General features: G+C 71.5%; 21 protein-coding genes and 2 pseudogenes. 14 read left to right on the top strand and 9 right to left on the bottom strand.

The features are described 5' to 3' along the window. Positions 1 to 7 precede the first annotated feature (7 nt). Together D455_RS0102225 and D455_RS36240 are read right to left on the bottom strand one after the other, a co-directional pair. Positions 8 to 1,066: an aminotransferase class V-fold PLP-dependent enzyme gene (locus D455_RS0102225; protein WP_017569135.1), complete on the bottom strand. Its 1,059-nt coding sequence runs from the start codon at positions 1,064 to 1,066 to the stop codon at positions 8 to 10. 81 nt (positions 1,067 to 1,147) lie between these two features. Next, positions 1,148 to 1,687, bottom strand: coding sequence for a MarR family winged helix-turn-helix transcriptional regulator (locus D455_RS36240; protein ID WP_026122237.1), 540 nt, complete (start codon positions 1,685 to 1,687; stop codon positions 1,148 to 1,150). A gap of 548 nt (positions 1,688 to 2,235) precedes the next feature. Here D455_RS36240 and D455_RS28960 point away from each other — a divergent pair. The 5 genes and pseudogenes from D455_RS28960 (at position 2,236) to fahA (ending at position 8,396) form a co-directional block, all read left to right on the top strand. Then, positions 2,236 to 3,190: pseudogene (locus D455_RS28960) on the top strand (MBL fold metallo-hydrolase). Positions 3,191 to 3,261: 71 nt separating this feature from the next. Beyond that, positions 3,262 to 5,031, top strand: a complete 1,770-nt coding sequence (locus D455_RS0102210) for an FAD-dependent monooxygenase (RefSeq protein ID WP_017569131.1) — start codon at positions 3,262 to 3,264, stop codon at positions 5,029 to 5,031. Between the two features lie 36 nt (positions 5,032 to 5,067). Continuing rightward, complete coding sequence (locus D455_RS0102205; RefSeq protein WP_017569130.1) at positions 5,068 to 6,276, top strand: homogentisate 1,2-dioxygenase; 1,209 nt, start codon at positions 5,068 to 5,070, stop codon at positions 6,274 to 6,276. Continuing rightward, positions 6,273 to 7,121: a hypothetical protein gene (locus D455_RS0102200; protein WP_017569129.1), complete on the top strand. Its 849-nt coding sequence runs from the start codon at positions 6,273 to 6,275 to the stop codon at positions 7,119 to 7,121. Before D455_RS0102205 ends, D455_RS0102200 begins: the two co-directional genes overlap by 4 nt. Positions 7,122 to 7,195: 74 nt before the next feature. Then, positions 7,196 to 8,396: pseudogene (gene fahA, locus D455_RS33600) on the top strand (fumarylacetoacetase). A gap of 96 nt (positions 8,397 to 8,492) precedes the next feature. Here the strand turns inward: fahA and D455_RS0102190 are convergent. Then, on the bottom strand, positions 8,493 to 9,218 hold the full coding sequence (locus D455_RS0102190) for an SDR family NAD(P)-dependent oxidoreductase (RefSeq protein WP_026122236.1): 726 nt from the start codon (positions 9,216 to 9,218) through the stop codon (positions 8,493 to 8,495). 82 nt (positions 9,219 to 9,300) lie between these two features. On the opposite strand from D455_RS0102190, the gene D455_RS0102185 reads away from it, so the two are divergent. After that, positions 9,301 to 10,230 (top strand): LysR family transcriptional regulator, encoded by a 930-nt coding sequence (locus tag D455_RS0102185; protein WP_017569125.1) that lies wholly within the window; start codon positions 9,301 to 9,303, stop codon positions 10,228 to 10,230. 236 nt (positions 10,231 to 10,466) lie between these two features. On the opposite strand, the gene D455_RS0102180 is transcribed toward D455_RS0102185, so the two are convergent. Together D455_RS0102180 and D455_RS28950 are read right to left on the bottom strand one after the other, a co-directional pair. Continuing rightward, the gene (locus tag D455_RS0102180; RefSeq protein ID WP_017569124.1) at positions 10,467 to 10,706 is read right to left on the bottom strand and encodes a hypothetical protein; all 240 of its coding nucleotides are present in this window, start codon (positions 10,704 to 10,706) and stop codon (positions 10,467 to 10,469) included. Between the two features lie 166 nt (positions 10,707 to 10,872). After that, on the bottom strand, positions 10,873 to 11,154 hold the full coding sequence (locus tag D455_RS28950) for a hypothetical protein (protein ID WP_152486980.1): 282 nt from the start codon (positions 11,152 to 11,154) through the stop codon (positions 10,873 to 10,875). 128 nt (positions 11,155 to 11,282) lie between these two features. Here D455_RS28950 and D455_RS0102170 point away from each other — a divergent pair, with 128 nt between their 5' ends. The 3 genes from D455_RS0102170 (at position 11,283) to D455_RS0102160 (ending at position 13,919) form a co-directional block, all read left to right on the top strand. Continuing rightward, complete coding sequence (locus tag D455_RS0102170; RefSeq protein ID WP_017569122.1) at positions 11,283 to 12,044, top strand: helix-turn-helix domain-containing protein; 762 nt, start codon at positions 11,283 to 11,285, stop codon at positions 12,042 to 12,044. Beyond that, positions 12,041 to 12,226, top strand: a complete 186-nt coding sequence (locus D455_RS0102165; protein ID WP_017569121.1) for a DUF397 domain-containing protein — start codon at positions 12,041 to 12,043, stop codon at positions 12,224 to 12,226. The genes D455_RS0102170 and D455_RS0102165 overlap by 4 nt, the downstream gene beginning before the upstream one ends. Positions 12,227 to 12,635: 409 nt before the next feature. Further along, on the top strand, positions 12,636 to 13,919 hold the full coding sequence (locus D455_RS0102160) for a hypothetical protein (RefSeq protein ID WP_017569120.1): 1,284 nt from the start codon (positions 12,636 to 12,638) through the stop codon (positions 13,917 to 13,919). Positions 13,920 to 13,970: 51 nt separating this feature from the next. Here D455_RS0102160 and D455_RS0102155 read toward each other — a convergent pair whose 3' ends face one another. Continuing rightward, positions 13,971 to 14,612: a TetR/AcrR family transcriptional regulator gene (locus D455_RS0102155; protein WP_017569119.1), complete on the bottom strand. Its 642-nt coding sequence runs from the start codon at positions 14,610 to 14,612 to the stop codon at positions 13,971 to 13,973. Between the two features lie 60 nt (positions 14,613 to 14,672). Here D455_RS0102155 and D455_RS0102150 point away from each other — a divergent pair, with 60 nt between their 5' ends. Then, positions 14,673 to 16,106, top strand: coding sequence for an aldehyde dehydrogenase family protein (locus D455_RS0102150; protein ID WP_017569118.1), 1,434 nt, complete (start codon positions 14,673 to 14,675; stop codon positions 16,104 to 16,106). A 3-nt stretch (positions 16,107 to 16,109) separates the two neighbouring features. On the opposite strand, the gene D455_RS0102145 is transcribed toward D455_RS0102150, so the two are convergent. Next, on the bottom strand, positions 16,110 to 17,690 hold the full coding sequence (locus D455_RS0102145; RefSeq protein WP_017569117.1) for a polysaccharide deacetylase family protein: 1,581 nt from the start codon (positions 17,688 to 17,690) through the stop codon (positions 16,110 to 16,112). A 312-nt stretch (positions 17,691 to 18,002) separates the two neighbouring features. Between D455_RS0102145 and D455_RS28945 the strand changes: the two genes are divergently transcribed. After that, positions 18,003 to 18,296, top strand: coding sequence for a hypothetical protein (locus D455_RS28945; RefSeq protein ID WP_017569116.1), 294 nt, complete (start codon positions 18,003 to 18,005; stop codon positions 18,294 to 18,296). A 246-nt stretch (positions 18,297 to 18,542) separates the two neighbouring features. On the opposite strand, the gene D455_RS0102135 is transcribed toward D455_RS28945, so the two are convergent. Further along, positions 18,543 to 19,613 (bottom strand): C15 family peptidase, encoded by a 1,071-nt coding sequence (locus D455_RS0102135; protein ID WP_017569115.1) that lies wholly within the window; start codon positions 19,611 to 19,613, stop codon positions 18,543 to 18,545. A 194-nt stretch (positions 19,614 to 19,807) separates the two neighbouring features. Here D455_RS0102135 and amaB point away from each other — a divergent pair, with 194 nt between their 5' ends. From amaB to D455_RS0102120, 3 genes are all read left to right on the top strand, one after another. Further along, on the top strand, positions 19,808 to 21,355 hold the full coding sequence (gene amaB / locus D455_RS0102130) for an L-piperidine-6-carboxylate dehydrogenase (protein ID WP_017569114.1): 1,548 nt from the start codon (positions 19,808 to 19,810) through the stop codon (positions 21,353 to 21,355). Positions 21,356 to 21,501: 146 nt separating this feature from the next. Further along, positions 21,502 to 21,969: a MarR family winged helix-turn-helix transcriptional regulator gene (locus D455_RS0102125; protein WP_017569113.1), complete on the top strand. Its 468-nt coding sequence runs from the start codon at positions 21,502 to 21,504 to the stop codon at positions 21,967 to 21,969. A gap of 64 nt (positions 21,970 to 22,033) precedes the next feature. Then, positions 22,034 to 22,462 (top strand): organic hydroperoxide resistance protein, encoded by a 429-nt coding sequence (locus D455_RS0102120; RefSeq protein ID WP_017569112.1) that lies wholly within the window; start codon positions 22,034 to 22,036, stop codon positions 22,460 to 22,462. Positions 22,463 to 22,626: 164 nt separating this feature from the next. On the opposite strand, the gene D455_RS0102115 is transcribed toward D455_RS0102120, so the two are convergent. Continuing rightward, positions 22,627 to 23,475 (bottom strand): hypothetical protein, encoded by an 849-nt coding sequence (locus tag D455_RS0102115; RefSeq protein WP_152486979.1) that lies wholly within the window; start codon positions 23,473 to 23,475, stop codon positions 22,627 to 22,629. Between the last annotated feature and the right edge of the window lie 342 nt (positions 23,476 to 23,817).

Raw genomic sequence — 23,817 nt, 5'->3', positions numbered from 1 at the left:
CGGGCTCTCAGCCCCTGAGCGCCTTGACCAGGCGGTCCACGTCGGACTCGTCGTTGTACAGGTGGAACGCCGCCCGCAGCTTCCCGTTGCGGGCGGAGGTGGCGACGCCCGCCTCGGCGACGCGCCGCACGGCCTCCTCGTCGGCCGGGACCGACACGATCGCCGATCCGACGGGTTCCATGTCCAGGGCCTCGCGCAGGCGGTCGCCCAGAACGCCGTTGTGCTCCCCGATCGTGCGCACCCCGACCTCCTCCAGCAGGGCCAGGGACTCCTCCAGCGTGGTCCACGCCGACCACACCGGTGACAGGTCCAGGCGACGGGCCCGCCCGGCCAGTCGCAGCGGCCCCCCGTACAGCGACGTCCAGCGGTCCTCTCCCGCGTACCAGTTCGCCGCCCTGGGCCGGAGGGCGGCCAGGGCCTCGGGGGTGCCGGTGAGCAGGGCGGCGCCGCGTGTGCCCAGCAGCCACTTGTAGGTGGAGCAGACGGTGTAGTCGATCCGGTCCGCGTCCAGGTGCAGCCATCCGGCGGACTGGGTGGTGTCCACCAGCAGGCGCGCGCCGTGGTCGGCGCAGGCACGGACGAGGTCGTCCACGGGGGCGACGGCGCCGTCGGCGGACTGTACGGCGGAGACGGCCACCAGGGAGGTGGCGGGTCCGACCTCCTCGGGCAGGCGCTCCAACGGGACCTCGCGCACCCGTACCCCGTCCTCCTGGCGGGCCAGGAGGGGGAAGGCCACGGAGGTGAACTCGTCGCGCGCGAGCAGCACCTCGGCGCCCGGTGCCAGGCTGGCGGCGACCGTGCCGACGAACGGGGAGACGTGGCTGCCGACGGCCACGTCGTCGGCGTCCACACCGGTCATGCGGGCGTGGGCGGCGCGGACCCGGTCGATCCCGCTGTCGGCGTCGGCGGGGGAGAAACGGCCGGTGGCCACCTCCCGGGTGTGCCGCTCCAGGGCCCGCAGCGCCCGGTGGGGCGTCAGGCCGTGCGTGGCGGTGTTGAGGTAGGTGTTCTCCGGAGAGAACTGCTGCTGTGCGGCCCGCAGGCGGGCCCGGCTGGCGTCGTCCATGCGCTGATGCTCACAGCGCGGCGGGGCCCGCTCAAGGTCCATTGCGGGGCGAAGCGGACCGTGTTTCGCGCTCCGGGGCGGTCAGCTGCGGAACTTGGCCTTGGCCTCGGTGGAGCCCGCCATGAGCTTGTTGAGCAGACGCACCAGTTCCTGGCGTTCCTCGGGTTCGAGCGCCTCGGCCCAGGCGCTCTCGCGCCGGTTGTGCGCACGGAAACCGCCGAGGATGGCCCCGTACCCGGCCTCGGTGAGGCTGAGCTGGAGGGCGCGCCGGTCGTGGGTGGCGCGCTCGCGCACGATGAGCCCGTCGCGTTCGAGGGTGTTGAGCAGCGCGGACAGGGCGGCCCGGCTCATGCCGGAGATCTCGGCGGTGGTCTTGGCCTCCATGGGTCCGGCCAGCCACAGGGCGAAGATCACGCGGAAGCCGGGCCAGGTGAGCCCGCGTGGTCGGTGGACGGACGACTCCAGGTCGTAGACGACCATGCTCGTCGCCCGGTTCAGGGTCAGGACCATGCGCATGGCGTCGGCGTTGACGGAGGGCAGTTCCTCCTCGGCCTTGCGCACCGCGTAGTCCACGAATGACCAGAAGGTGAGGTCGCCTGGGGGAGCGGTGTTGTGGGTCACGCCGACCACCCTAGTACCTGCCGTACGGGCGCCGTTTACCTGGTCTTCCGGAAGACGCCCCGTCCTTGGAGCTGGTGGGGTCGGTGGGGCGGGTGCCGTGCGGCGGTCCGGGCGGGCGGAACCGTCCCGGAGGGCCGCCGGTTCTCCCCCCTCCGGGAGAGGGGTGCCGGGGGAGGGGGAGACCGCCCTTCGCCCGCCCCGCGCCAGCCCGTGCCCCGGCGCCTTCCGCGCCCCGGTCCACGGGTCCGTCCGGTCGTCCCCGAACGGGTGCGCCCGCACCCGGGACTCCCGGGCACGGCGTCCACCAACCCGGGACACCGGGGAACGGTGTGCACTCCGAAGATCCATGTGCCGGATGAGGTGGGGAATCGCCAGGTGAAGACCGATGCCCGCCCGGATCGCGACCCTGGGATGTGATCTGTATCACGCATATGCGGGCTCCACGCCTCTTGGTCCTGTGGCGTGGGGCACGTTATGGTCAGAATCATCAAACCTTTGATCAATTGGGTGGCGGCAGCCGCCCGGAGCGAGTGAAGGGTCCTTCGACCATGGCAGCCAAGCCATTCGCCTCATCCGCCGACACCGAGGCCAAGCAGCAGACCCTGGAGGTCCTGGCCGACGGGGTCTACGCCCTCACCGCCGAGGGCGACCCGAACGTGGGAGCCATCGAGGGAGAGGACTTCCTCGTGGCCTTCGAGGCCCTGGCCACCCCCGCGGCCGCCCAGGACTGGNCTGCGCGAGCACACCGACAAGCCGATCCGCTACCTGGTGCTCTCGCACTACCACGCGGTCCGCGTCCTGGGCGCCAGCGCCTTCGACGCCGAGATCATTCTCACCCACGAGAAGACCCACGAGCTCATCCGCGAGCGCGGCGAGGAGGACTGGGCCAGCGAGTTCGCCCGTATGCCCCGCCTGGCCAAGGACGCCGACTCCGTGCCCGGCCTGACCTGGCCCACCCAGACCTTCGCCGACCGCACCACCATCGACCTGGGCGGCGACCGCGGCGAGCTGGTCCTCCAGTACTTCGGACGCGGCCACACCGAGGGCGACATCGTCGCCTGGCTGCCCAAGCAGAGGATCCTCTTCGCCGGAGACCTCGTCGAGGCCCAGGCCGCCCTCTACACCGGCGACGCCTTCCACCACGACTGGTCCGGTGCCACGCTGGACGGCGTCAAGGCCCTGGGCGCCGAGATGCTCGTCGGCGGACGCGGTGCCGTCAGCCGCGGCCGCGAGGAGGTCGACGCCGCCATCGAGCAGACCCGCGGCTTCCTCGACGTCATGATCCGCGAGGTCGGCGCCGTCCACGGACGCGGCGGCACCCTCAAGGAGGCCTTCGAGGCCACCCACGCCGCCCTCGTCGACGACTACGGCCACTGGCCCATCTTCGAGCACTGCCTGCCCTTCGACGTCTCCCGCCTGTGGGACGAGTTCTCCGGCATCGAGCGCCCCGTCATCTGGACGGCCGAGCGCGACCGCGAGGTCTGGGACCAGCTCCAGGGCTGACCCGCCCCCACCGACCCCCGTCCCCCCTTCCCACGCCCGTACGGGGCGCCGACGCCGAACGGAGCCATCCGATGAGACCCCCCGCTCCACGCACTCCCGCGGACACCCCCGCCGAGCCCGTCCTGGTGCTCGGCGCGGGCCCGGTCGGTCAGACCGCGGCCCTGCTGCTGGCCCGGCGCGGCGTCCCCGTACTGGTCGTGGACGGGCGCCCCGAACGCGACGCCGTCGGCTCCAAGGCCATCTGCCAACAGCGCGACGTGCTCGACGTCTGGGACTGGCTGGGCGCCGGGACCATCGCCGAGGAGGGGCTGACCTGGGACACCGCCCGTACCTTCTACCGCGACAGCGAACTGTTCAGCGTCCGTCTCGCCGACCCGGGCGCCTCGCCCCTGCCCCCGTTCGTCAACCTCTCCCAGTCGCGCACCGAGGAGGTCCTCGACGCCCGCCTGGACGCCGCCGGGGTGCGCACCCTGTGGAACCACCGGGTCACCGGCATCGCCCAGGACGACCACGGCGTCACCGTCGAGTGCGCGACCCCCGACGGGACGGTGCGCCTGCGCGGCTCCCACGCCCTGTCGTGCCTGGGCGCCCACGGCGGCGTGGTCCGCGAGACCCTGGGCCTGTCCTTCGACGGCACCACCTTCGACGACCGCTTCCTCATCTGCGACATCCGCGCCGACCTCGGTGACTGGGAACGCGAACGCCGCTTCTACTTCGACCCCGAATGGAACCCCGGCCGCCAGGTGCTCATCCACCCCTGCCCCGACTCGGTGTACCGCATCGACTGGCAGGTCCCCGCCGACTTCGACCTGGACGCCGAGGAGGCCAGCGGACGCCTGGAGGCGCGCATCCGCCAGATCATCGGCGACCGGCCCTACGAGATCGTCTGGCACTCGGTCTACCGGTTCCACACCCGCGTGGCCGAACGCATGCGCGCGGGCCGCGTCCTCCTGGTCGGCGACAACGCCCACCTGGTCGCCCCCTTCGGCGCCCGCGGCCTCAACTCCGGGGTCCAGGACGCCGAGAACGCCGCATGGAAGCTCGCCTACGTCCTGGCCGGATGGGCGGGGGAGGAACTGCTGGAGAGCTACCACGCCGAACGCCACGCCGCCGCCCTGGAGAACGCCGACGTCACCAGCGCCACCATGCGCTTCCTCGTCCCCCAGGACGAGGAGGAGCACCGCACCCGCGTGACCGTCCTCGAACAGGCCCTCACCGAGGAGGCCGCCCGCGCCCGGGTCGACTCCGGGCGCCTGGCCGAACCGTTCTGGTACACCGACTCGCCCCTGACCACCCCCTGCGCCGAACGGCCCTTCGGCGGCAGGCCCCCGCGCGGGCGGACCCCCGCGCCCTGCCCCGGGGTGATCCTGCCCGACGCCCCCGTCCGCCTCCCCGGCACCGACGCCCCCGCGCGCCTGCGCCCGCTGCTGCGCGAGGGCCTGACCCTGCTGCTGGGCGCGGCCCCCGAAGGCACCGACCCCGACGCCCACCTGGAGGACGTCCGCGCCGCCGTGCGCCGGACCACCCCCGCCCCCGTCACCGCCCTGTACCTGGACGGGATCGACACCACCGGCGCGCTCGCCAGGGCCCTGGCACCCGAACCCGGCCAGGTGTGGCTGGTGCGCCCCGACGCCCACATCGCGGCCGTCGTCGCGGGCACCGACACCGACGCCGTGTGCGCCGCCGTGCGCACCGCCCTGGGGCTGGCCCCCGGCGTTCCGGCGCCCGCCGAGGCGGCCGCGCCCAGCGAGACCAAGGCGACCGACACGACCGCCGAGTCCGTCGCCGACGACACCCCCGACACCGACCCGCACGGCGACGAGCCCGCCCCGACCGCCTGACCCGGATTCCATCCCACACGGAGGGAGAACACCGCCATGGCCCACTACCGCCAGGTCGGCGAGGTGCCCCGCACCCGCCACACCCAGCACCGCACCCCCGAGGGCGGCCTGTACTACGAGGAGCTCATGGGGGAGGAGGGCTTCTCCGCCGACTCCTCGCTCCTCTACCACCGCGCCATCCCCTCGGCCATCGTCGACGCCGCCGAGTGGGAGGTCCCCGACCAGGCCCGCGTCCGCAACGCGCCGATGGTGCCCCGCCACCTGAAGCTGCACGACCTCTTCCCCGGCCAGGAGTGGAAGGCCGCAGACGTCGTGGAGTCGCGCCGCCTCGTCCTGGGCAACGACGACGTGCGCATCTCCTACGTCGCCGCCGGATCCCCCTCCCAGCTCTACCGCAACGGCATCGGCGACGAGTGCGTGTACGTGGAGTCGGGCACCGCGCGCGTGGAGACCGTCTTCGGCCTGCTGGAGGTCGGCCAGGGCGACTACGTCATCCTGCCGCGCGCCACCACCCACCGCTGGGTGCCCACCGGCGACGAGCCGCTGCGCGCCTACGTCATCGAGGCCAACAGCCACATCGCCCCGCCCAGGCGCTACCTGTCCCGGTACGGGCAGTTCCTGGAGCACTCGCCCTACTGCGAACGCGACCTGCGCGGCCCCTCCGAGCCGCTGCTGGCCGAGGGCGAGAACGTCGACGTGCTCATCAAGCACCGCGGCGACGGCCCCGGCGGCATCTCCGGCACCCGCTACACCTACCCCACCCACCCCTTCGACGTCGTGGGCTGGGACGGGTGCCTGTACCCCTACGTGTTCAACGTCGCCGACTTCCAGCCCATCACCGGCCGCGTCCACCAGCCGCCGCCCGTCCACCAGGTGTTCGAAGGGCACAACTTCGTCATCTGCAACTTCGTGCCCCGCAAGGTGGACTACCACCCCGGCGCCATCCCGGTGCCCTACTACCACTCCAACGTGGACTCCGACGAGGTCATGTTCTACTGCGGCGGCGACTACGAGGCCCGCAAGGGCTCCGGGATCGGCCAGGGATCGATCTCCCTGCACCCGGGCGGCCACTCCCACGGCCCCCAGCCCGGCGCCTACGAGCGCAGCATCGGCGCCGAGGCCTTCGACGAACTCGCCGTCATGGTCGACACCTTCCGCCCGCTCGACCTGGGCGAGGGCGGCACCGCCAGCGACGACGGAGTCTACGCCTGGACCTGGGCCGGGGGCAGGAGGGAGCAGCGGTGAGCGCCGTCCTGTACCGCGGTCTGTTCGACGACGCCGCGCTCTTCCCGCCCGGAAACGCGCCCATGGGCGGGGCGCTGCCCGCCCACCGCGACCACCGGGCGGGCCCGCGCGCCGAGTACGTCGGCCCCTTCCTGGTCTCCGACGCCCGCGTGGGGGAACTGCGCGCCGTCCTGGCGCGTGAGGAGGGCCCGAGCGAACCCCTCGCGGTCGGGGTCACCGTCCCCGGCGGCGCCGACGGCGTCGCGCCCGCCGTCGCGGCCGTCCTCGCCGACCCGGCGCTGCGCCTGGTCGCGGTGGAGGCCGCCGCGAAGCCCGGGGGCGCGGCGGCCGTGGCCGAGCGGCTCACCGCCCACCTGCCCGAGGGCGCCGAGGGATTCGTGGAGGTCTCCCGCCAGGGCGACGTGCACGCCGACCTGGAGTCGCTGACCGGAACCGGCCACAGCGCCAAGTTCCGCACCGGCGGACTCAGACCCGAGGCCCACCCCGGAGAGGAGGAACTCGCCGAGTTCCTGCACGCGGCCGTGGCACTGGAGACGCCCTTCAAGTGCACGGCCGGACTGCACCACGCCGTCCGCCACACCACCGCGGAGGGCTTCGAACAGCACGGGTTCCTCAACGTGCTGCTGGCCACCGCCGCCCTGATCGACGGAGCCACCGAGAAGGAGGCCGCCCACGTGCTGGCCGACCGCGACGGGCCCCGCCTGGCCGCGCTCGCCGCCAAGCTCTCCGACGCCGAGGCGGAGAGGGTGCGCCGACGGTTCCGCTCCTTCGGCACGTGCAGCATCACCGAACCCCTGGAGGACCTGGTCGTCCTGGGGGCGCTGCCCGCCTCCCGCACTCGCTGACCCGAGCACTCCACGGTTCCGTCCACTCCGAGAACCGTTCACCAGAACCCGTCCACTCCAAGAAAGCGAACGCCATGCCCGACAGCTGGCTCGACCTCGCCCCGGACGCGCAGTTCGGCCTGGCCACCCTGCCCTACGGCGTGTTCGGCACCGCCGACGACCCCGCCCCGCGCACGGGCGTGGCGATCGGCGACCACGTCCTGGACCTGGGCGCCGCGGCCCGCGCGCTGGACGCCCCCTTCGCCGACACCGTCGCCCAGCCCAACCTGGACGCCCTGATGGCCGCCGGACGCCCGGTGTGGGACCAGGTGCGCGCCGCGCTCACCGACTGGTTCACCGACCCCGCCCACGAGGCCGCCGTGCGCCCGCACCTGGTGGACCGGGACTCGGTGCGCATGCACCTGCCCTTCACCGTCGCCGACTACGTGGACTTCTACGCCTCCGAGCACCACGCCAGCAACGTCGGCCGCATCTTCCGCCCCGAGCAGGAGCCCCTCACCCCGAACTGNCGGCTACCACGGCCGCTCCGGCACCGTCGTGGTCTCCGGTACCGACATCGTGCGGCCCACCGGCCAGCGCAAACCGCCCACGGAGCCCGCGCCCGTGTTCGGGCCCTCCGTGCGCCTGGACATCGAGGCCGAGGTCGGCTTCGTCGTGGGCGCCGGGAGCCAGATGGGCGAGCGGGTCGACGTGGACTCCTTCGCCGACCACGTGTTCGGCGTGTTCCTGCTCAACGACTGGTCCTCCCGCGACCTCCAGGCCTGGGAGTACGTGCCGCTGGGGCCGTTCCTGGGCAAGTCGTTCGCCACGTCGATCTCACCGTGGATCGTTCCGCTGGCCGCGCTGGAGTCGGCCCGCGTCGACCAGCCCGCCCAGGACCCCGAACCGCTGCCCTACCTGCGGGGGAGCCAGCCCTGGGGCCTGGACCTGCGCCTGGAGGTGCGGCTCAACGGGCACCCGGTGTCGACGCCGCCCTTCGCGCAGATGTACTGGACCGCCGCCCAGCAGCTCGCGCACATGACGGTCAACGGCGCCTCGCTGCGCACCGGCGACGTCTACGCCTCCGGCACGGTCAGCGGCCCCGAGCCCGGCCAGCGGGGCTGCTTCCTGGAACTGACCTGGAGCGGCAAGGAGCCGCTGCGCCTGCCCGACGGCGGCGAACGCACCTTCCTGGAGGACGGCGACGAGGTGACCATCACCGCCACCGCCCCCGGGCCGGACGGGACCACCGTCCACTTCGGCGAGGTCACCGGGCGGATCCTGCCCGCCCGCTGACCCGGGCCNCGGCGGGGTCCGCCCGGTCGCGTGACGCGTCGCGGCGACGGACGGGAGGAGGGGCGCCAGCCCCCGTACCCCTCCTCCCGTCCGGGATCACCAGGGGACGACGCCCTCGTCGTCGAACCAGCCGCCGCGCGGCCCGTCGTCCGGCAGGGTGGCGAGCCGGATCGCGATCGCGGCACCCTGCTCCGGCGTCCGCGGCGCGTTGAAGCCGGTGAAGTCGGTCGCAACGTAGCCGGGGCAGGCGGCGTTCACGATGACGTGCGTGTCGGCGAATTCGCGGGCGTACTGCGCCGTGATGCCGTTGAGCATGGACTTCGACGGTGCGTACGCGCCCAGGATCGGACCGGTCCGCAGTGTCAGCGAGCCCATGTTGCTCGACATGTTGACGATGCGCGGCGAGCTCGCGCGGCGGAGCATCGGGAGCATCGCGTTCGTCACCCGGACGACCCCGAACACGTTCGTGTCGAGGACGGTGCGGACGACGTCGAGGTCGAGTGTCGTCGGATTCTGCGCGCCGCCGTCGCTCCGGCCGGAGATGCCCGCGTTGTTGACGAGCACGTCGAGCCGCCCCGCCGTCCGCTCGATCTCCTTCGCCGCCGCGGCGACGCTGTCATCGGAGGTGACGTCGAGGGCGACGCCGAACGCGTCGACGCCCGAGGCGCGCAGCCGCCCGACGGCCTCCTCGCGCCTGGCGTCGTCGCGGGCTCCCACCGCGACCGTGAAGCCGATCTCCCCCAGGCCCTGGGCGATGGCGAAACCGATTCCCTTGTTCGCGCCGGTGACCAGCGCGGTCTTCGTGTCGTTCACGGAATCCATGCTCGGCGAGCCGCGCACGCGCCGTCCAATACCGGGTCAGTCGGCTGTGATACCCGCCGGGTATCACCCGTAGGCTGCTCGCGTGGACGATCTCGAAACCCGCGAGCTTCGGTACTTCGTCGCCGTCGCCGAGGAACTGCACTTCGGACGTGCCGCCGATCGGCTCCGGATCGCGCAACCGCCGCTCTCGCNGCGCGCGACCCGCCAGCTGGAGCGGCGGATCGGCGTCCGGCTCCTCGACCGGAACCGCCGTGGCGTGGCGCTCACCGACGCCGGAAGGGTGCTGCTCCGGGAGGCCGGAACGGCTCTCGACGCGGTCGAGGCCGCCGCGCGCCGGACGCGACGCGCCGGGGACCCGAAGCGGCCGCTGGTGCTCGCGACGAAGGCCGGGGCCTCCCACGAGCTGCTGCGACGGCTCCTCGACGCGTTCGGGAGCGAACCCGGTGCGGCACCGGTCGAGGTCCTCCTGTGCGAGGTCGGCGAGCAGGCGGGGTTGCTCCGTGACGGGCGCGCCGACGTGGCGCTCATGCACCGCCCGTTCGACGACCTCGCCGGGTTCGACACCGAGGAACTCCACGTCGAGGGCCAGGTGGCGATCCTTCCCGCGGGGCATCCGCTGGCTTCACGCGACCAGCTCGCGCTGGCGGACGTCCGCGACGTGCCGGACCTGCCGATCGCCCGGTGGCCCCGGCTCGACGGGACCTACCCGGACGGGCCCGGGCCGGAGGTGCGCACCCAGTCGCAGCTCGCCCAGCTCGTGGCGCTCGGCAGGACGCTGCTCGTCATCCCCGCCTCCAGCCGTGCCTGGCAGTGGCCCGAACACGTCGCGGTGCCCGTCGTCGACGCGCCGGAGGTCACCACGGTGATCGCGTGGCCGCCGAACAGCCGTTCCCAGGCGGTCGCGTCACTCGTCCGCTCGGCGGTCGGGCTCCGCGACACCGCGCCGGACGGTGGTTCCGGGCCGCCGGGTCGGAACCCGTCGCGGTCCCACACCACTGCTGGAAACGGGTGAGGCGGCTTACCCAGCGGACGCGTCCAGGTCGTAGAAGGAGCTGGCCGTGTGGATCGGGACCCGCTCGTCTCAATGCCGTCGGTTCGTCCCGACCAGGTCGGTGGCGCTGCTGACGTCCATGCGGACATCCTGGAAGGGGCCGGGAAGCGTCCGCAAGTGGATTTCGCGCGCCTCGCGTCTCCGGTCCGGCGGACATGTACCCGCCAGTCGACCCCGTGACGGTCCCTCTCCCGGCGTCACTCCTGGAGGCCGCGTCCTCTGCGCCAGGGACCGGGGAGCGGGTTGCCCGCGCGAAGCCAGGCGTGGAGGTCGTCGAAGGCCCGATCGGCGGCGCGTAGCGCGTTGACCGCGTTGTCGGGCTCGTCCGGGGCGTGGCGCAGCACGGAGGAGAGCTCGTCGAAGAGGGCGTCGGCCCGCTCCTGGGCCGACGCCGATGCGGTTGAGTTGCGCTCCGGGCCCTGGCGGTACGGGTTCACTCGCTGTCTCCTTCGCGCGGAGGCGGCGCGGGTTTGCGCTTCCTGCGGGGTAGAGGAGGCTTGTGTGGCGGAGGGGGTTGGTCATCGGGTGGTGTGCGCGGCCTCGACAGCCGTGCCAGATCAGCGAGGGTGATGGCCCTGGGTACTCCGGGCTGGGGTACGGCGTTCATGGCAGCCTGCCCAGGAGTTCGCGTGCGATCTGTAGTGCGAGGGCGTCCTCGTTGCCGCGACGCGCGACGATCACGGTGGAGTCAGGGGCGCCCGGCACCGGCCGTAGCCAGTGGCCGCCGGTCAGCCTGACGACGACCTGACGGGCGCGGTACTCGGTCGCCACCGAACCGGGGAGTTCACCGTTCCGGGGATCGAGCCCCCGTCGTCGCAGCGCGGAGTGGAGTGCACACAGGTCGATGTCGTGTGTGTCGGACGGAGGACGTGTGGACGGCGGCATGTTCACCTCACGGTTGCACCTGGCTTCCAAGCCACAACCTTGGTGTTTCGTGTTCTGATCACGCCACTGCCTGGTGAATTCGCGAAACAGCCAGACAGATCTCGGGAGATGGACGTAATATTCCGAGCATGAGCGACCCCCCGTTCCGTGACCTCGTCACCACCTTCCGTGAGTTGCAGGGCCTCACCCAGGAGCAGTTGGCCGCCCGGCTGGGCTGTTCCGCAGCTTCCGTATCCCGTTGGGTGAACGGACAATCCCTTCCGCACCGTCCCATCGCAGAGAAACTGGACAAGGAACTCGGCGCCAACGGGAAGCTGGTCGCAGCGTGGCGTCAGGCCACGACCGGTCAGGCCCTGCCCGAGTGGGCTCGGGACTTGGCGGCCATAGAGCGTGCGGCGAGGCAGCTCACCATCGTGGCCCCGGCTCTTGTGCCAGGCCTGTTGCAGTGTCCGGAGGTCGCCCGTGGTGTGTTCCGTACGGCGCATCCGCTCGCGTCGGTGAAGGAGCTCGATCGCTTGGTGGCGCTGCGTACTGGAAGACTGGAAGAACTGCCTGAGCTTGAAGTGACGGCTGTGTTTCCTGTCGCGGCTGTGTCCGGCCTCCCTGGCGCCCTTCGCCGGGCACAGGTGTCGTACCTCATTGAGTGGATCGAAACGGGGCGGGTCGCGGTGCACCTTGTACCGGAAGGAACGACGCTCCTCGGCCCTTCGGCGCCGTTGATGCTCTTCCGCCTGGAATCAGGGGAACTCGCGGTCGTCAGTGATCACGCTGACGGTAACGTGTTTCACGAGGACGGCACGCACGACAGGCTGTCCAGCCAAGCCACGACCGCGCTGGCAGCCTCCCTGCCACTCGCGCTTTCGCTCGATGTACTGAGGAAGCTCACATGAACACCACCACCGAATGGCACAAGTCCAGTTACAGCGCCAACGGGGGCAACTGCGTCGAGGTCCGTGAGCACGGGGCTGGTTCGGATGTTCGTGACACCCAGAACCGCGCGGCCGGGCACCTGACCTTCGTCTCCGGGGAATGGGTGGCGCTGCTGCGCGGGGTGCGCTCCGAGTCCTGCTAACCCCGAACCTCTCTCGGCCCTTCGCTTCGGCGGAGGGCTTTTTTTATGATGAACGGGGAATCCCTGAACAATCCCTGTTAGGGGACTTCGCGGAAAAATCGGGAAATTCGGACTCTGGGTGTGCGTGATCTGAAGGGAGAATGTGCGCACTCGTATCCGTTGCGCTAACTTGGGTCGTGAAAAGAAAAATCCCGGTCGGTGCTACCAACACCGATCCGGGATTTGGTCGGCGCATGCGTAAACAAGCGTTCGACCGTGTCACCTACCCCAGGAAGGCGACCAAGTCGCCTCTCCCCTCTAACAAAGGAGACGACTCGCAATGGAGTCTACCCCTCCCTCCCCCCGTGTCACCACCGAACGCCGTGATTCGGCCCGACTTTCTGGCCCGAGGGAACGCCCTCGCGAGTCCATGAAGGGCATTGGGTTCATACCGGACCTTTGGGTCAACAAGGCACGTGAAGCCGGAATCTTCCCCACCCTCCGCTCGTTCCTCGCCGCCTCGATCATCGCCCGCGCCGCCGACCTCGACGGCCGCTGGTGCTACCTGTACCAGGAATCCATGGTCGGCCTCGCCGGTGGCCTGTTCGGTCTCTCCAGCGTCAAGCGCGGCATCGACGACCTCATCGGGGCGGGGATACTCCGCAGACTCACGCCCGAACAGACGCGTGTCTTCTTCGTCGAGGGCCTGGCGATCGGAAAGCGTTCCTTCGACGCTCTTCCCCTCGTCCTCGAACTCATGATCCCGGCCGAGGACTTCCCCGACCCGGTGCGCGAGGAGATCAACGCCGTCCGCGCGGGACTGGGGGAGGAGCTTCTGGACGAGACCACCCGACCCCGCCTTCGGAAGGCGGCGAAACCTCCGAAGGCGGCGACAGTTCAATCTGAATCGGGCGGCAGTTCAGATCGACCTACGAACCTGTTCCCCAATCACCTTTCTCCGAACGAACCCCCCGGTTCCGTCCGTGGGAGCTCCACCACAGGGGAAGAAACGGGGCGAAAGCCGACGGACGGACCTCATGGCCGCATCGCACGCATTCCCGACTGCCTCCTGTTCGATCCCGTCGCGGACCGGGCCGCCCTGGGCCGGGCGGTGGACGCCCTCGCCCGTCAGGGCCTGGACACCAAGGCCCTGACCGCACTGTTCCGGGGCATGGAGCACCTGGACAGGCCCTACCCGGCGCTCATGAGCCGCCTACGCGACCTGGACGCGGCCCGCGCCTTCCTGAACGGCGGCCTGGGCCGGGGCGTGTCCCCCCTGGGGCAACCGCTCGTCCCGCGGCCCCGTGCGGCGGGGGACGACGACCTGGACGCCTTCGCCCGCGTTCCGGAGTTCGACGTGGACGCACGCGGCACCGCCACGCGCACCTGCCCCGACCACCCCGGTGTGCGCAACGTGCCCGGTGGTACCTGTCAGGCGTGCGGGAAGCCCTGCCGGTCGGTGCCCGACGAACTCCTGCACCCACCGGCCCCGTCCCAGCCGCCCTCGTCCGGCGGGGGAGGGGAGTGCCCGGACGTCGAGGAGCCGCCGGGGGAGGAGGTCCCCGACCTCGACCCGGTTCTCACCCAGCGCGTGTTGGCCTCGCTCATGGCCGGTGGGTCGACCGCCGACGCGCCCGTGGGAGAGGCGCCCTCCGCGCACCCGCCCGCACGACAGGCGATCATCGACGGCATCCGCCAACGGCTCACCGCCTGACCCATCACCAGATTAAAATCTATGGTGTAAAGGCGGGGGTGTAAAACCTGCTCACCGCCGATCAGCCGCGTCGTCTCGTACACCCAACGCCCGAAGCAGGTAGGGCAGCAACCGGTCGGCGACATCGTGGCCGGGGGAGGTTTCGGGCGTGTGCGGGACGAGGAAGGTGTGGCTGACCATCGGCCCGATGACCATCTCCGCCACCACCAGGGGATCGGCCACCGGTGCGATCTCCCCGCGTGCGGCACCGCGCTCCACCACGGCCAGCACCCGCTCCTGGAGCGGCACCACGAAGTCACCGAAGAGCACGTCGGCCAGGGGCTGGTTGTGGGCGGCCTCGCCCAGCACCGCCCGCAGCAGGCGCCCGGAGGGCCCCTCCAGGGCGGTGGCCTTGTCATGCAGCAGCGTCGACAGGTCCGACCGCAGCGAACCGGTGTCGCGGTCGGGCCCCAGGTTCTCCGCCCAGGCCCGGGCGGCCCCCACCACCAGGTCCTCCTTGGAGCGCCAGCGCCGGTAGAGGGTGGCGGTCGAGACACCGGCCCGTCTGGCGACGGCGGCCGTGGTCAGGCCGCTGTACCCGTGCAGTTCGAGCTCGGCGAGGGTGGCGTCCATCAGCGCGCGGTCCCGGGTGGCGTCGCGCGGCCTTCCCCGCTGGGGAGCACGCGGCGCGTCCGGCAGATGGTCCGTGGTCATGCCTGGAATCCTATGCGAGGAACCCTATGGAAACGAAAGCGTTTCGTTTACTATCGCTCCATGACCAACACCCAGGCCGACCAGACCACCGCCCCGCCCTCCGGCGAACCGCTGACCCTGACCACCGAGATCCCGCCGACCGTCGCCCGCCTGCGCGCCGCCTTCGCCTCCGGGCGCACCAAGCCGGTCTCCTGGCGCCGCGCCCAGCTGGGTGCCCTGCGTCGCATGCTCACCGAGGAGACCGCCGTCCTGGAGCGCGCCCTCCAGGCCGACCTGGGCAAGAGCCCGGTCGAGGCCCACACCACCGAGATCGGTTTCGTCGTCAACGAGATCGACCACACCCTCAGGCACCTGGCCTCCTGGCTGCGCCCGCAGAAGGTGTCGGTGCCCATGGCCCTGGCCCCCGCCAAGGCCCGCCGCGTGCGCGAGCCGCTGGGTACCGTGCTCATCGTCGCCCCGTGGAACTACCCGGTGAACCTGTCCCTGGCGCCCCTGGTCGGCGCCATCGCGGCGGGCAACGCCGCCCTGGTCAAGCCCAGTGAACTGGCCCCGGCCACCTCCGCCGCCCTGGCCGACCTGGTGCCCCGCTACCTGGACACCGAGGCGGTCGCGGTCGTGGAGGGCGGCGTCCCCGAGAGCACCGCCCTGCTGGAGGAGCGCTTCGACCACATCTTCTACACCGGCAACGGCGCGGTCGCCCGCATCGTCATGAGCGCCGCCGCCAAACACCTGACCCCCGTGACCCTGGAGCTGGGCGGCAAGAGCCCCGTCATCGTCGAACCCGGCGTCGACCTGGCCACCACCGCCCGCCGACTGGCCTGGGGCAAGTTCACCAACGCCGGACAGACCTGTGTGGCCCCCGACTACGTCCTGGCCGTCGGCGACACCGCGGAGCCCCTCCAGCGGGAGCTGTCCGCCGCCATCACCGAGATGTTCGGCGCCGACCCCTCCCAGAGCGCCGACTACGGGCGCATCGTCAACGAGCGCCACTTCGCCCGGCTCACCGCCCTGCTGGAGAGCGGCACCGTGGTCACCGGCGGCCAGCACGACGCCGACCAGCGTTACCTCGCCCCCACGGTCCTGGCCGACGTGGACCCCGACTCCCCGGTGATGGCCGAGGAGATCTTCGGTCCGATCCTGCCCGTCCTGCGGGTACCGGACCTGGACGCGGCCATCGCCTTCGTCAACGAGCGCGACAAACCCCTGGCGCTGTACGGGTTCACCGACTCGGAGGAGACCAAGCGCCGCCTGACCACCGAGACCTCCTCGGGCGGCCTGGCCTTCGGCCTGCCCATGGCGCACCTGGCCGTTCCCGACCTGCCCTTCGGCGGTGTGGGGGAGAGCGGTATGGGCGCCTACCACTCCGCCGCCTCGGTCGAGACCTTCTCGCACACCAAGTCGGTGCTGGACAAGTCGCTGTTCATGGACACCATGAGGGTCGCCTACGCGCCCATCACCGACATGAAGGAGAAGCTGCTGCGCAGGCTCCTGTGACGGTCAGGAGAGTCGGGCGTCGGTGTAGACCCCGCCCGGCTCCAACACCTGGGCCGGGAAGACGTCGGTGACCGTGACGAAGTGGTAGCCCCGCCGGTGCAGACCCGCCAGGACGTCGGGGACCGCCTTCACCGAGCTCTCGTGGATATCGTGGAAGAGCACCACGCTGCCCGGCACGGTGTGTTCCAGCGCGTAGGAGCTGACGGCACCGGTGTCGCGGTTCTTCCAGTCCAGTGTGTCCACGTCCCACAGGATGAGGGGCTGGTCCACCGTCTCGCGCACCGTCTCGTCCAGCGACCCGTAGGGCGGCCGGATGGTCGGCGGGTCGGAGCCGGTCACCTCCCGCACGGCCTCGTTGGTGCGCCCGATGTCCTCCTCGATCTCCTCGCCCGACATCTCCGCCAGGTCGCCGTGCTTCCAGGTGTGGTTGCCCACCTCGTGTCCCTCCTCGGCCATGCGCTCCATCAGGGCGGGGAAGTCGTCCACGAGCGAGCCCAGCACGTAGAAGGTGGCGCGGGCGTCGTACTCCTCCAGGGTGTCCAGGAGTTCGTCGGTGTGTTCGCCGGGCCCGTCGTCGAAGGTCAGGGCCACGCACCTGAGCCGCTGGCAGTCCAGGGTGCGCCCCTGGTCGCTCAGGCCGTCCCCCGGTTCTCCCAGGGGGAGGTCGTCGTCGAGGCCGCCGTCGTTCAGGGCCGCCTCCCGGGCCCGGTAGCCCAGTCCGGACAGCAGGTCCTCGGTGTCCGCAGCGCTCACCGGCAGGAGTACCTCGTCGGTGCGGCCCGATCCGGGCACCTGGGATGGGTCCATCCGTACGGCCAGGCCGCCCGCCGTGCTGAAGGCCAGGTCCTCCAGGGGCGAACCGGTCCAGCGTTGGGCCGCCTCCCGGGCCCGTTCGGGGTCGGACAGGCCGAGCGGTTCGGGTTCCCCGTCCCCGGACGGGGCCGTGTCCGCGCTCGGGGACGCGGCGGCGTTCTCGGTGTCGTTCCCCGGCGCCTTCCGGTCTCCCCCGGCGACCTCGCCGACGATTCCGGGCAGCTGCCGGCCGGGCATGCCGTACCCCTCCTCCAGGACCTCGGCGAGGGCCAGGTGGGCCTGTTCGATCGCCTTCTCGTCGCGAAACAGCGACGTCCAGGGCAGGATCTGCCCGCTCTCGTCGTCGTACCACAGGGTGCGGGCCTCGAAGGTCTCCTCGCCGCCGGAGGAGGTGGTCGCGGTCAGCCGTACCCCCACCACCTCGGGGGAGGCGGCCAGGATGGTCGCGTCCTGGTGCAGTTCGGGCGTTCCCTCCCCGGAGAGCCTCTCCAGGAAGGCGGTCTGGCGCGCGGCCATGGCCGTACGGGTCTCCACCGTCAGCGGGTGTCCGCCGCCCAGGAGGGGGAAGCGGTAGCTCACCACGCTGTGCTCGGTGGTCACCGCCATGGTCCGTGCCCGCATCCCCGGTACGTCCTCGGGCGGGGTACGGAGGGCCTCCGCGTGGGGTGGCTGCTCCTCCACGGTATGGCAGCCGGACAACAGCAGCAGGGCCAGGACGGCGCTGACGGAGAGTTTTCGTCGTAGTGAGGTGACAGCCACGAGGGGGACCATATCCGAGCCCTCCACCTGCGGTCGCTTCGCCTCGCAACGGACACGCCACTCGGGGTGTTCGACGGGAACGAAGAGGGGGAAACCACGCGAACCCGGAAGCTGTAGGGTGCGTCTCATCCCGGCAGGGCGCTCGCTCGGACATCCCCGAAAGGCATTGCATTGAGTTACGGTCCCGGAACCGGTGGATATCTTCCCCCAGACGGTGGCAGCGGCGGTTACCCGCCTCCGCCGGGGGGTGGTTACCCGCCTCCTCCCGGTGGCGGCTATCCGCCGCCCCCGGGAGGGGGATACCCGCCCCCACCCCCGGGCGGAATGTACGGCGGCCCGGGCCCCCAGCCGCCCAAGCCCGCCAGTCAGGGCGCGGCGATCGGTGCGCTCATCGCCAACATCCTCGGCCTGTGCGGGTGCTGGACGCTGGCGATCGTGGGCCTGGTCCTGGCGATCGTCGCCGTCACCCAGGTCAACACCAACCCCAAGTCCGCCAGGACCTGCACCCTCATCTCCTGGATCCTCTTCGGCGCCGGGATCGCCATCTGGTTGGTGCTGTTCTTCGTCTACGGGGCGATGGGCTTCCTCTCCGTCCTGGGGAGTTCCTCCTCCTACTGACGGCCCCCATCGTCGGACGGGTCCGCCCCCCCTTGTGGGGGCGGTTCCCACGTCCGCGGGAACCCGCCGCGGGACGCCCGCGCGGGGAGGACCCCAGGGGGTGCCGCATGGTGCGGTGACCGGGAAGGTCCATCTGGTTCGTCGTTCCCGCACTCATGGCGAGGTCGGAGCGTCGAGCCTCGCCATGGGTACAAGATCAGCGCAGGTCGGGGCGCTCCAGTCGCACCGGCCGCGTCTCCGGTCAACTCACTGACGGCAGGCTGCGGCCACCGCGGCCACGATCTTCCGGACCTGGGTGAGGACCACCGCGTTCTCACCCAGGTCATCGACCCGGGGCAGGTGTACGTGCCCGGCGGGGATCTGGCGCCCCGAACGGTCCCGCAACAGCGTGTTGCGGTAGGCGATCTCGTTGGACAGGTAGCCCCCGCCGCCTCCGCGCCGCGACGCCGATCCCGGGGTGGGGCCGTCGGGGCGCACCACCGTCTCACCGCCGCCCGACGGGACCTCGGCCACCTCGGTGTTGACCACCACGGGGTAGGGGCCGTCCTCCGTCGCCGCCAGGATCCGCTCGTGGGGAAGCGAGGAGCGCGTCCACTCCGGGGCGTCGGGCCCCGGTACCGGGGCCCGGCCCGTACGCGACACGTCCAGGTTGTCCCTGCCTCCGCCGCGCCAGAGGCCGTTCCACTCCTCCAGGTCGAAACGGCCCGGCCGTCCCCGGCTGAGCGTGATGACCGCGTCCGCGCTCTCGTGCTGCTCCGCCAGCGCCTCCTCCACCAGCCCGTCGTCGAAGTCCGCCCAGCGGACCGGGAACACGGCGGTGCGCACCACTGCCGTACGCCCGCCCACGGGGAAGGTCCACCCGTTCAGGTCCAGCGCCGCCGCGCCCGAGGGGTTGGAGCACTCCGGGTCGTCCGCCAGCCCGAAGGGGTCGAAACCGGTCACGACCATACGGATCCACCGATCGCCCGGCGGGAAGTCGAGTTTGGTGATGCCCCGCGAGCCGATCTCCAACAGGTGCAGCAGTTCGCCGCGTTCGGCGTCGGACAGGGGGAAGTCGGGGTTCCAGGAGCGCAGCTGGGCGGACAGCGCCAGCCGCGCCCAGTACAGGGGGCGGTCGTCGACGCCGTCGCGGGCGGCCTCCGTCCACAGCCGGGAGGCGTGCGCGACGACCGTCTCGCGTGCCTGGGCGGGGTCGGCGCTCGCCCGCAGGTCGGTGCCGAACAGGGGTTCGGCGGCGTCGAAACCGGAACGGGACAGGATCAGGCCGACATCGGGGTGATCGGCGAGGTCCTCTTCGAAGGTGGTGTGGTGGTGCACGAAGTCGCTGTCTGTCCTAGGGGCGTTGGTTCCCCGGTGGGGGAGGGGCCAGCCGAGTCTAACGCCGGCCGGATCCGCCCGTGGTGGAGGGCGTCCGGCACCGCGGCGGACGAGACGTCGGGGGTGGACCGGCGGGGTCGGACTTGGCAGGGTGTGTAGTGACCACTCGATCCTCTCAACGGAGAGAGAAGCCCATGAGCACTTCCGCCCTCCCCGACACCGCGGCCCTCGCCGAGCGCGCGCGGACCGCCCTGGACCGGTGCCGCGTCGACCGGCCGCGTGAGACGGCCGGGGCCGCCGGCGCGGCGAGGACGCCCATCACCGGGCAGGAGCTCTTCCCCCTCGACCACGACGACACCGCCTCCGTCGACGGGGCCGTCACCGCGGCCCACGGCGCCTTCACCTCCGCCTGGCGTGACACGCCCGCGCCCGTGCGCGGGCAGCTCGTCCACCGGCTCGGCGCGCTGTTGCGCGAGCACAAGGACGACCTGGCCGAGCTGGTGACCATCGAGGCGGGCAAGATCCGCTCCGAGGCCCTCGGCGAGGTCCAGGAGATGATCGACATCTGCGACCTGGCCGTGGGCCTGTCGCGGCAGCTGTACGGGCGCACCATGCCCTCCGAGCGGCCCGGACACCGACTCATGGAGACCTGGCACCCGCTGGGCGTGGTCGGCGTGATCACCGCGTTCAACTTCCCGGTGGCGGTGTGGTCGTGGAACACGTGTGTGGCCCTGGTGTGCGGTGACACGGTGGTGTGGAAACCCTCGGAGCTGACCCCGCTCACCGCGCTGGCCTGCCACGGTCTGCTCATGCGTGCCGCGGCCGACGTCGGCGCGCCCGCGGACGTGCACCGGGTGGTGCTGGGCGGCCGGGAGGTCGGCGAGGCCCTGGTGGAGGACCGCCGGGTGGCCCTGTTGTCGGCGACCGGGTCGACCGCGATGGGTCGCGCGGTCGCGCCGAGGGTGGCCGCGCGTATGGGCCGCTACCTGCTGGAACTGGGTGGCAACAACGCGGCCGTGGTCGCCCCGTCCGCCGACCTGGACCTGGTGGTGCGCGGCAGCGTCTTCTCGGCCGCCGGCACCGCGGGCCAGCGCTGCACGACGCTGCGGCGCCTCATCGTGCACGAGGACGTGGTCGAGGAGGTCGCCCGGCGCGTGGTGGACGCCTACAAGCAGTTGCGTGACCGGATCGGTGACCCGTTCGAGGAGTCCACCCTGGTGGGTCCGCTGGTGGGGGAGCGCGGGTACACCGCCATGCGCTCGGCCCTGGAGCGGGCCGGGGCCGACGGCGGCGAGGTGCTGGTCGGTGGTGGGCGGCGCCTGGCGGAGGAGGCCGGGGACGCCTACTACGTCGAACCCGCGGTCGTGCGTATGCCCGGTCAGACCGAGGTGGTGCGTGAGGAGACCTTCGCGCCGATCCTGTACGTGATGTCCTATCGCACGCTGGAGGAGGCGGTGGAGCTGCACAACGGCGTGCCCCAGGGTTTGTCGTCGGCGATCTTCACCCAGGACCAGGCCGAGGCCGAGCGGTTCCTGTCCGCGGCCGGTGCGGACTGCGGGATCGTCAACGTCAACATCGGTACCTCCGGAGCGGAGATCGGAGGTGCCTTCGGCGGGGAGAAGGACACCGGCGGCGGCCGTGAGTCGGGGTCGGACTCCTGGAAGGCCTACATGCGTCGGGCGACCAACACGGTCAACTACGGCGGCGAGCTGCCGCTGGCGCAGGGTGTGCGCTTCCTGTGACACCGCGGTGCCCGCGTCCGGTCCGGGCGCGGGCACCGGCCTGTTCGCGGCACGTCAAAAAATTGGGTGCGATCATGTTGCACCCAATCGAAATTTGCTACGGTGGTGCCCGACCGACGGTCCCGCACGCGAAAGGAGGGAACACCGTGGCCGAAGCGGAAGGGGACAACCCCCTCGCCCTGGACAACCAGCTGTGCTTCTCCCTCTACGCGGCGTCCCGAGCCATGACCGGGCTGTACCGGGAGCTGTTGGGCGACCTGGGGCTGACCTATCCGCAGTACCTGGTCATGCTCGCGCTCTGGGAACGCGGAACACTCACCGTCAAGGAGCTCAGCCACGCCCTGCACCTGGACTCGGGCACGCTCTCGCCGCTGCTGCGCCGCCTGGAGGGTGTCGGACTCCTGACCCGCGCGCGCAGTTCCACCGACGAGCGCGTCGTCGAGGTCTCGGCCACCACCGAGGGCGAGGCCCTGCGCGCACGTGCCGAGGAGGTCCCCGGCCGCGTGCTGTGCGCGGCCGACCTGCCCCCGGAACGGGTCGAGGAGCTGCGGGAGGCGCTCGGCCAACTCACGCGTTCGGTGGAGACCGCGGCCCGCAGGCACGCCGGGTGCTGAGCGGACCGTCGTCCTTCCCCCGGACCACCACATCGACCACGGGTCGCAAACGAGAGAGGTAACCATGGCCTACGACGTGATCTACACCGCCAACGCCACCGTCACCGGCGAGGGACGTAAGGGGAGCGGCAGGACCGACGACCGTCGCCTTGAGGTCGACCTGTCCGTGCCCAAGGCCCAGGGCGGTGACGACGGCCCGGGCACCAACCCCGAGCAGCTCTTCGCCGTCGGCTACGGCGCCTGCTTCCACGGCGCCCTGAAGGCGGTCGCCCGCAAGGAGAAGCTCACCATCGACAACTCCACGGTCGACGCCCAGGTCAGCCTCGGCAAGTCCGAGTCGGGCATGGACATCGCCGTCGAGCTCACCGTCACCATCCCGGGTGTGGACCAGGCCAAGGCCGAGGAGCTGGTCGAGGGCGCCCACCAGATGTGCCCCTACTCCCGCGCCACCCGCGGCAACATCGAGGTGAAGCTGACGGCCAAGGCCGCCTAGCCGTACCTCTTCGGGCCTCCGCTTCGCTTTGGCCCGTGTCCGTGCGTCCTCAGAGGCGGGAACCTTCGGATCCTCCAGAACCCCGCCGACGCACGACCACCTCCTCGGGGCTCNCGTTCCTGGCGGGTCCGCGGCCGGAGCCCTTCGCGTGTCAGGGGCGCGGGTCAGTCCATGAGTCGGTCGAAGATCGATCGGACGTCCGCGTCCGAGTAGTCGGAGTCGTACGAGCCCGGCACCCTGTCGATGAAGGAGTGGGAGTCGTACTCGAGCGTCGCGGGACACGGGTCGCCGATCTCCTCGCTGTAGTCCTCCACCAGTTCGCCGGTCCTGAGCTCGTACGCCCTGACCGTGAACTCGGTGGCGTAGAAGTCGACCTCCGCGGCTCCGCCCAACATCTGATCCGCGCCCGGCTCGTAGTAACAGGTCTGCTGGAGGCTGCCCCGTTCGGGCCCCTCGACGCAGACCACCAGGACCGTGTCGTCGACGTCCACGGTCTGCCAGGAGTCAGGGAAGCCGTACTCGTCGGGGTCCATCCCGAGCATCCGCACCGCGTGCGGGCCGTCGCCCCCGTAGGCGGGAGCCGCGGGATAGGCGGCCGGGTACCCGCAGTACCCGACGTCGGAGATCAGGTTCTCTGCGGCCTCGTCCGCCAACTCGTGCTCGGGGTAGGCCGCCAGGAATTCCTGGTAGGCCGGCCCCGCCGTGTCCATCTCGGTCGTGTTGAGGACGTTCGCGCAGCGCATCATCCGTACCGGAACCTGGTCGGCCTCCGACGCCAGCGGTTCGGACAGCTCCGGCTCCTCCCAGGTCTGTTCGAACAGCCAGGCGTCGACCTCCTTGGCGTTGCAGGAGGGAGCCTCGGCGAGGTCGGCGAGGAAGGTCTCCACGACAGCTCTCACGTGTTCGCTCTGGCCGGGTGTGTCCCGGAGCGTCGTGGACAGTTGCGCGAAGGCGTCCTCCACCGGGGCCAGATCCAGTTCGTCGCCGTGCATCACCAGGTCGTCGCTGTCCACGATCTCCTCGAACAGGGTCGTGGCGCGCTCCGGGCCGGCACCGTCCCACAGGGCCCCGGGGTGGTCCATGTACGTGGCGNGGGGGGGAGCCGCTCGGCCGCCGTCGCCCGGCCCAGGGTGTCGAGAGCGGCGATCAGCAGCTCGCATGCCTCGCGCCCCTGTTCGCCGCGCGCCGTCACCGAGCCGTAGGTGAGGCTGTGGGGCACGCCGAGCCACCGCGACGAGGCCACCGCACGATCGCAGTCGCCGTCGGCGTGCGCGGCCTCGGCGTCGCGCACGATGATCCAGGCGTCGAAGCGGACCCAGGCGAACAGGAGGGGTACCAGGCAGGCGACGATGACG

The sequence above is a fragment of the Nocardiopsis halotolerans DSM 44410 genome (genome assembly GCF_000341065.1).
GTDB lineage: Bacteria > Actinomycetota > Actinomycetes > Streptosporangiales > Streptosporangiaceae > Nocardiopsis > Nocardiopsis halotolerans.
The sequence above is the reverse complement of the archived record's forward strand: the minus strand, read 5'-3'. Positions and strand labels throughout refer to the sequence as shown.

Bases quoted from the DNA above. Each gene is read 5' to 3' on its own strand.
- D455_RS0102225 (WP_017569135.1), bottom strand. From the start codon at position 1,066: ATGGACGACGCCAGCCGGGCCCGCCTGCGGGCCGCACAGCAGCAGTTC.
- D455_RS0102165 (WP_017569121.1), top strand. From the start codon at position 12,041: ATGAACACCACCACCGAATGGCACAAGTCCAGTTACAGCGCCAACGGG.
- D455_RS0102160 (WP_017569120.1), top strand. From the start codon at position 12,636: ATGAAGGGCATTGGGTTCATACCGGACCTTTGGGTCAACAAGGCACGT.
- D455_RS0102210 (WP_017569131.1), top strand. From the start codon at position 3,262: ATGAGACCCCCCGCTCCACGCACTCCCGCGGACACCCCCGCCGAGCCC.
- amaB (WP_017569114.1), top strand. From the start codon at position 19,808: ATGAGCACTTCCGCCCTCCCCGACACCGCGGCCCTCGCCGAGCGCGCG.
- D455_RS0102145 (WP_017569117.1), bottom strand. From the start codon at position 17,690: ATGGTCCCCCTCGTGGCTGTCACCTCACTACGACGAAAACTCTCCGTC.
- D455_RS0102170 (WP_017569122.1), top strand. From the start codon at position 11,283: ATGAGCGACCCCCCGTTCCGTGACCTCGTCACCACCTTCCGTGAGTTG.
- D455_RS0102205 (WP_017569130.1), top strand. From the start codon at position 5,068: ATGGCCCACTACCGCCAGGTCGGCGAGGTGCCCCGCACCCGCCACACC.
- D455_RS0102120 (WP_017569112.1), top strand. From the start codon at position 22,034: ATGGCCTACGACGTGATCTACACCGCCAACGCCACCGTCACCGGCGAG.
- D455_RS28945 (WP_017569116.1), top strand. From the start codon at position 18,003: ATGTACGGCGGCCCGGGCCCCCAGCCGCCCAAGCCCGCCAGTCAGGGC.
- D455_RS0102150 (WP_017569118.1), top strand. From the start codon at position 14,673: ATGACCAACACCCAGGCCGACCAGACCACCGCCCCGCCCTCCGGCGAA.
- D455_RS0102155 (WP_017569119.1), bottom strand. From the start codon at position 14,612: ATGACCACGGACCATCTGCCGGACGCGCCGCGTGCTCCCCAGCGGGGA.
- D455_RS0102190 (WP_026122236.1), bottom strand. From the start codon at position 9,218: ATGGATTCCGTGAACGACACGAAGACCGCGCTGGTCACCGGCGCGAAC.
- D455_RS28950 (WP_152486980.1), bottom strand. From the start codon at position 11,154: ATGCCGCCGTCCACACGTCCTCCGTCCGACACACACGACATCGACCTG.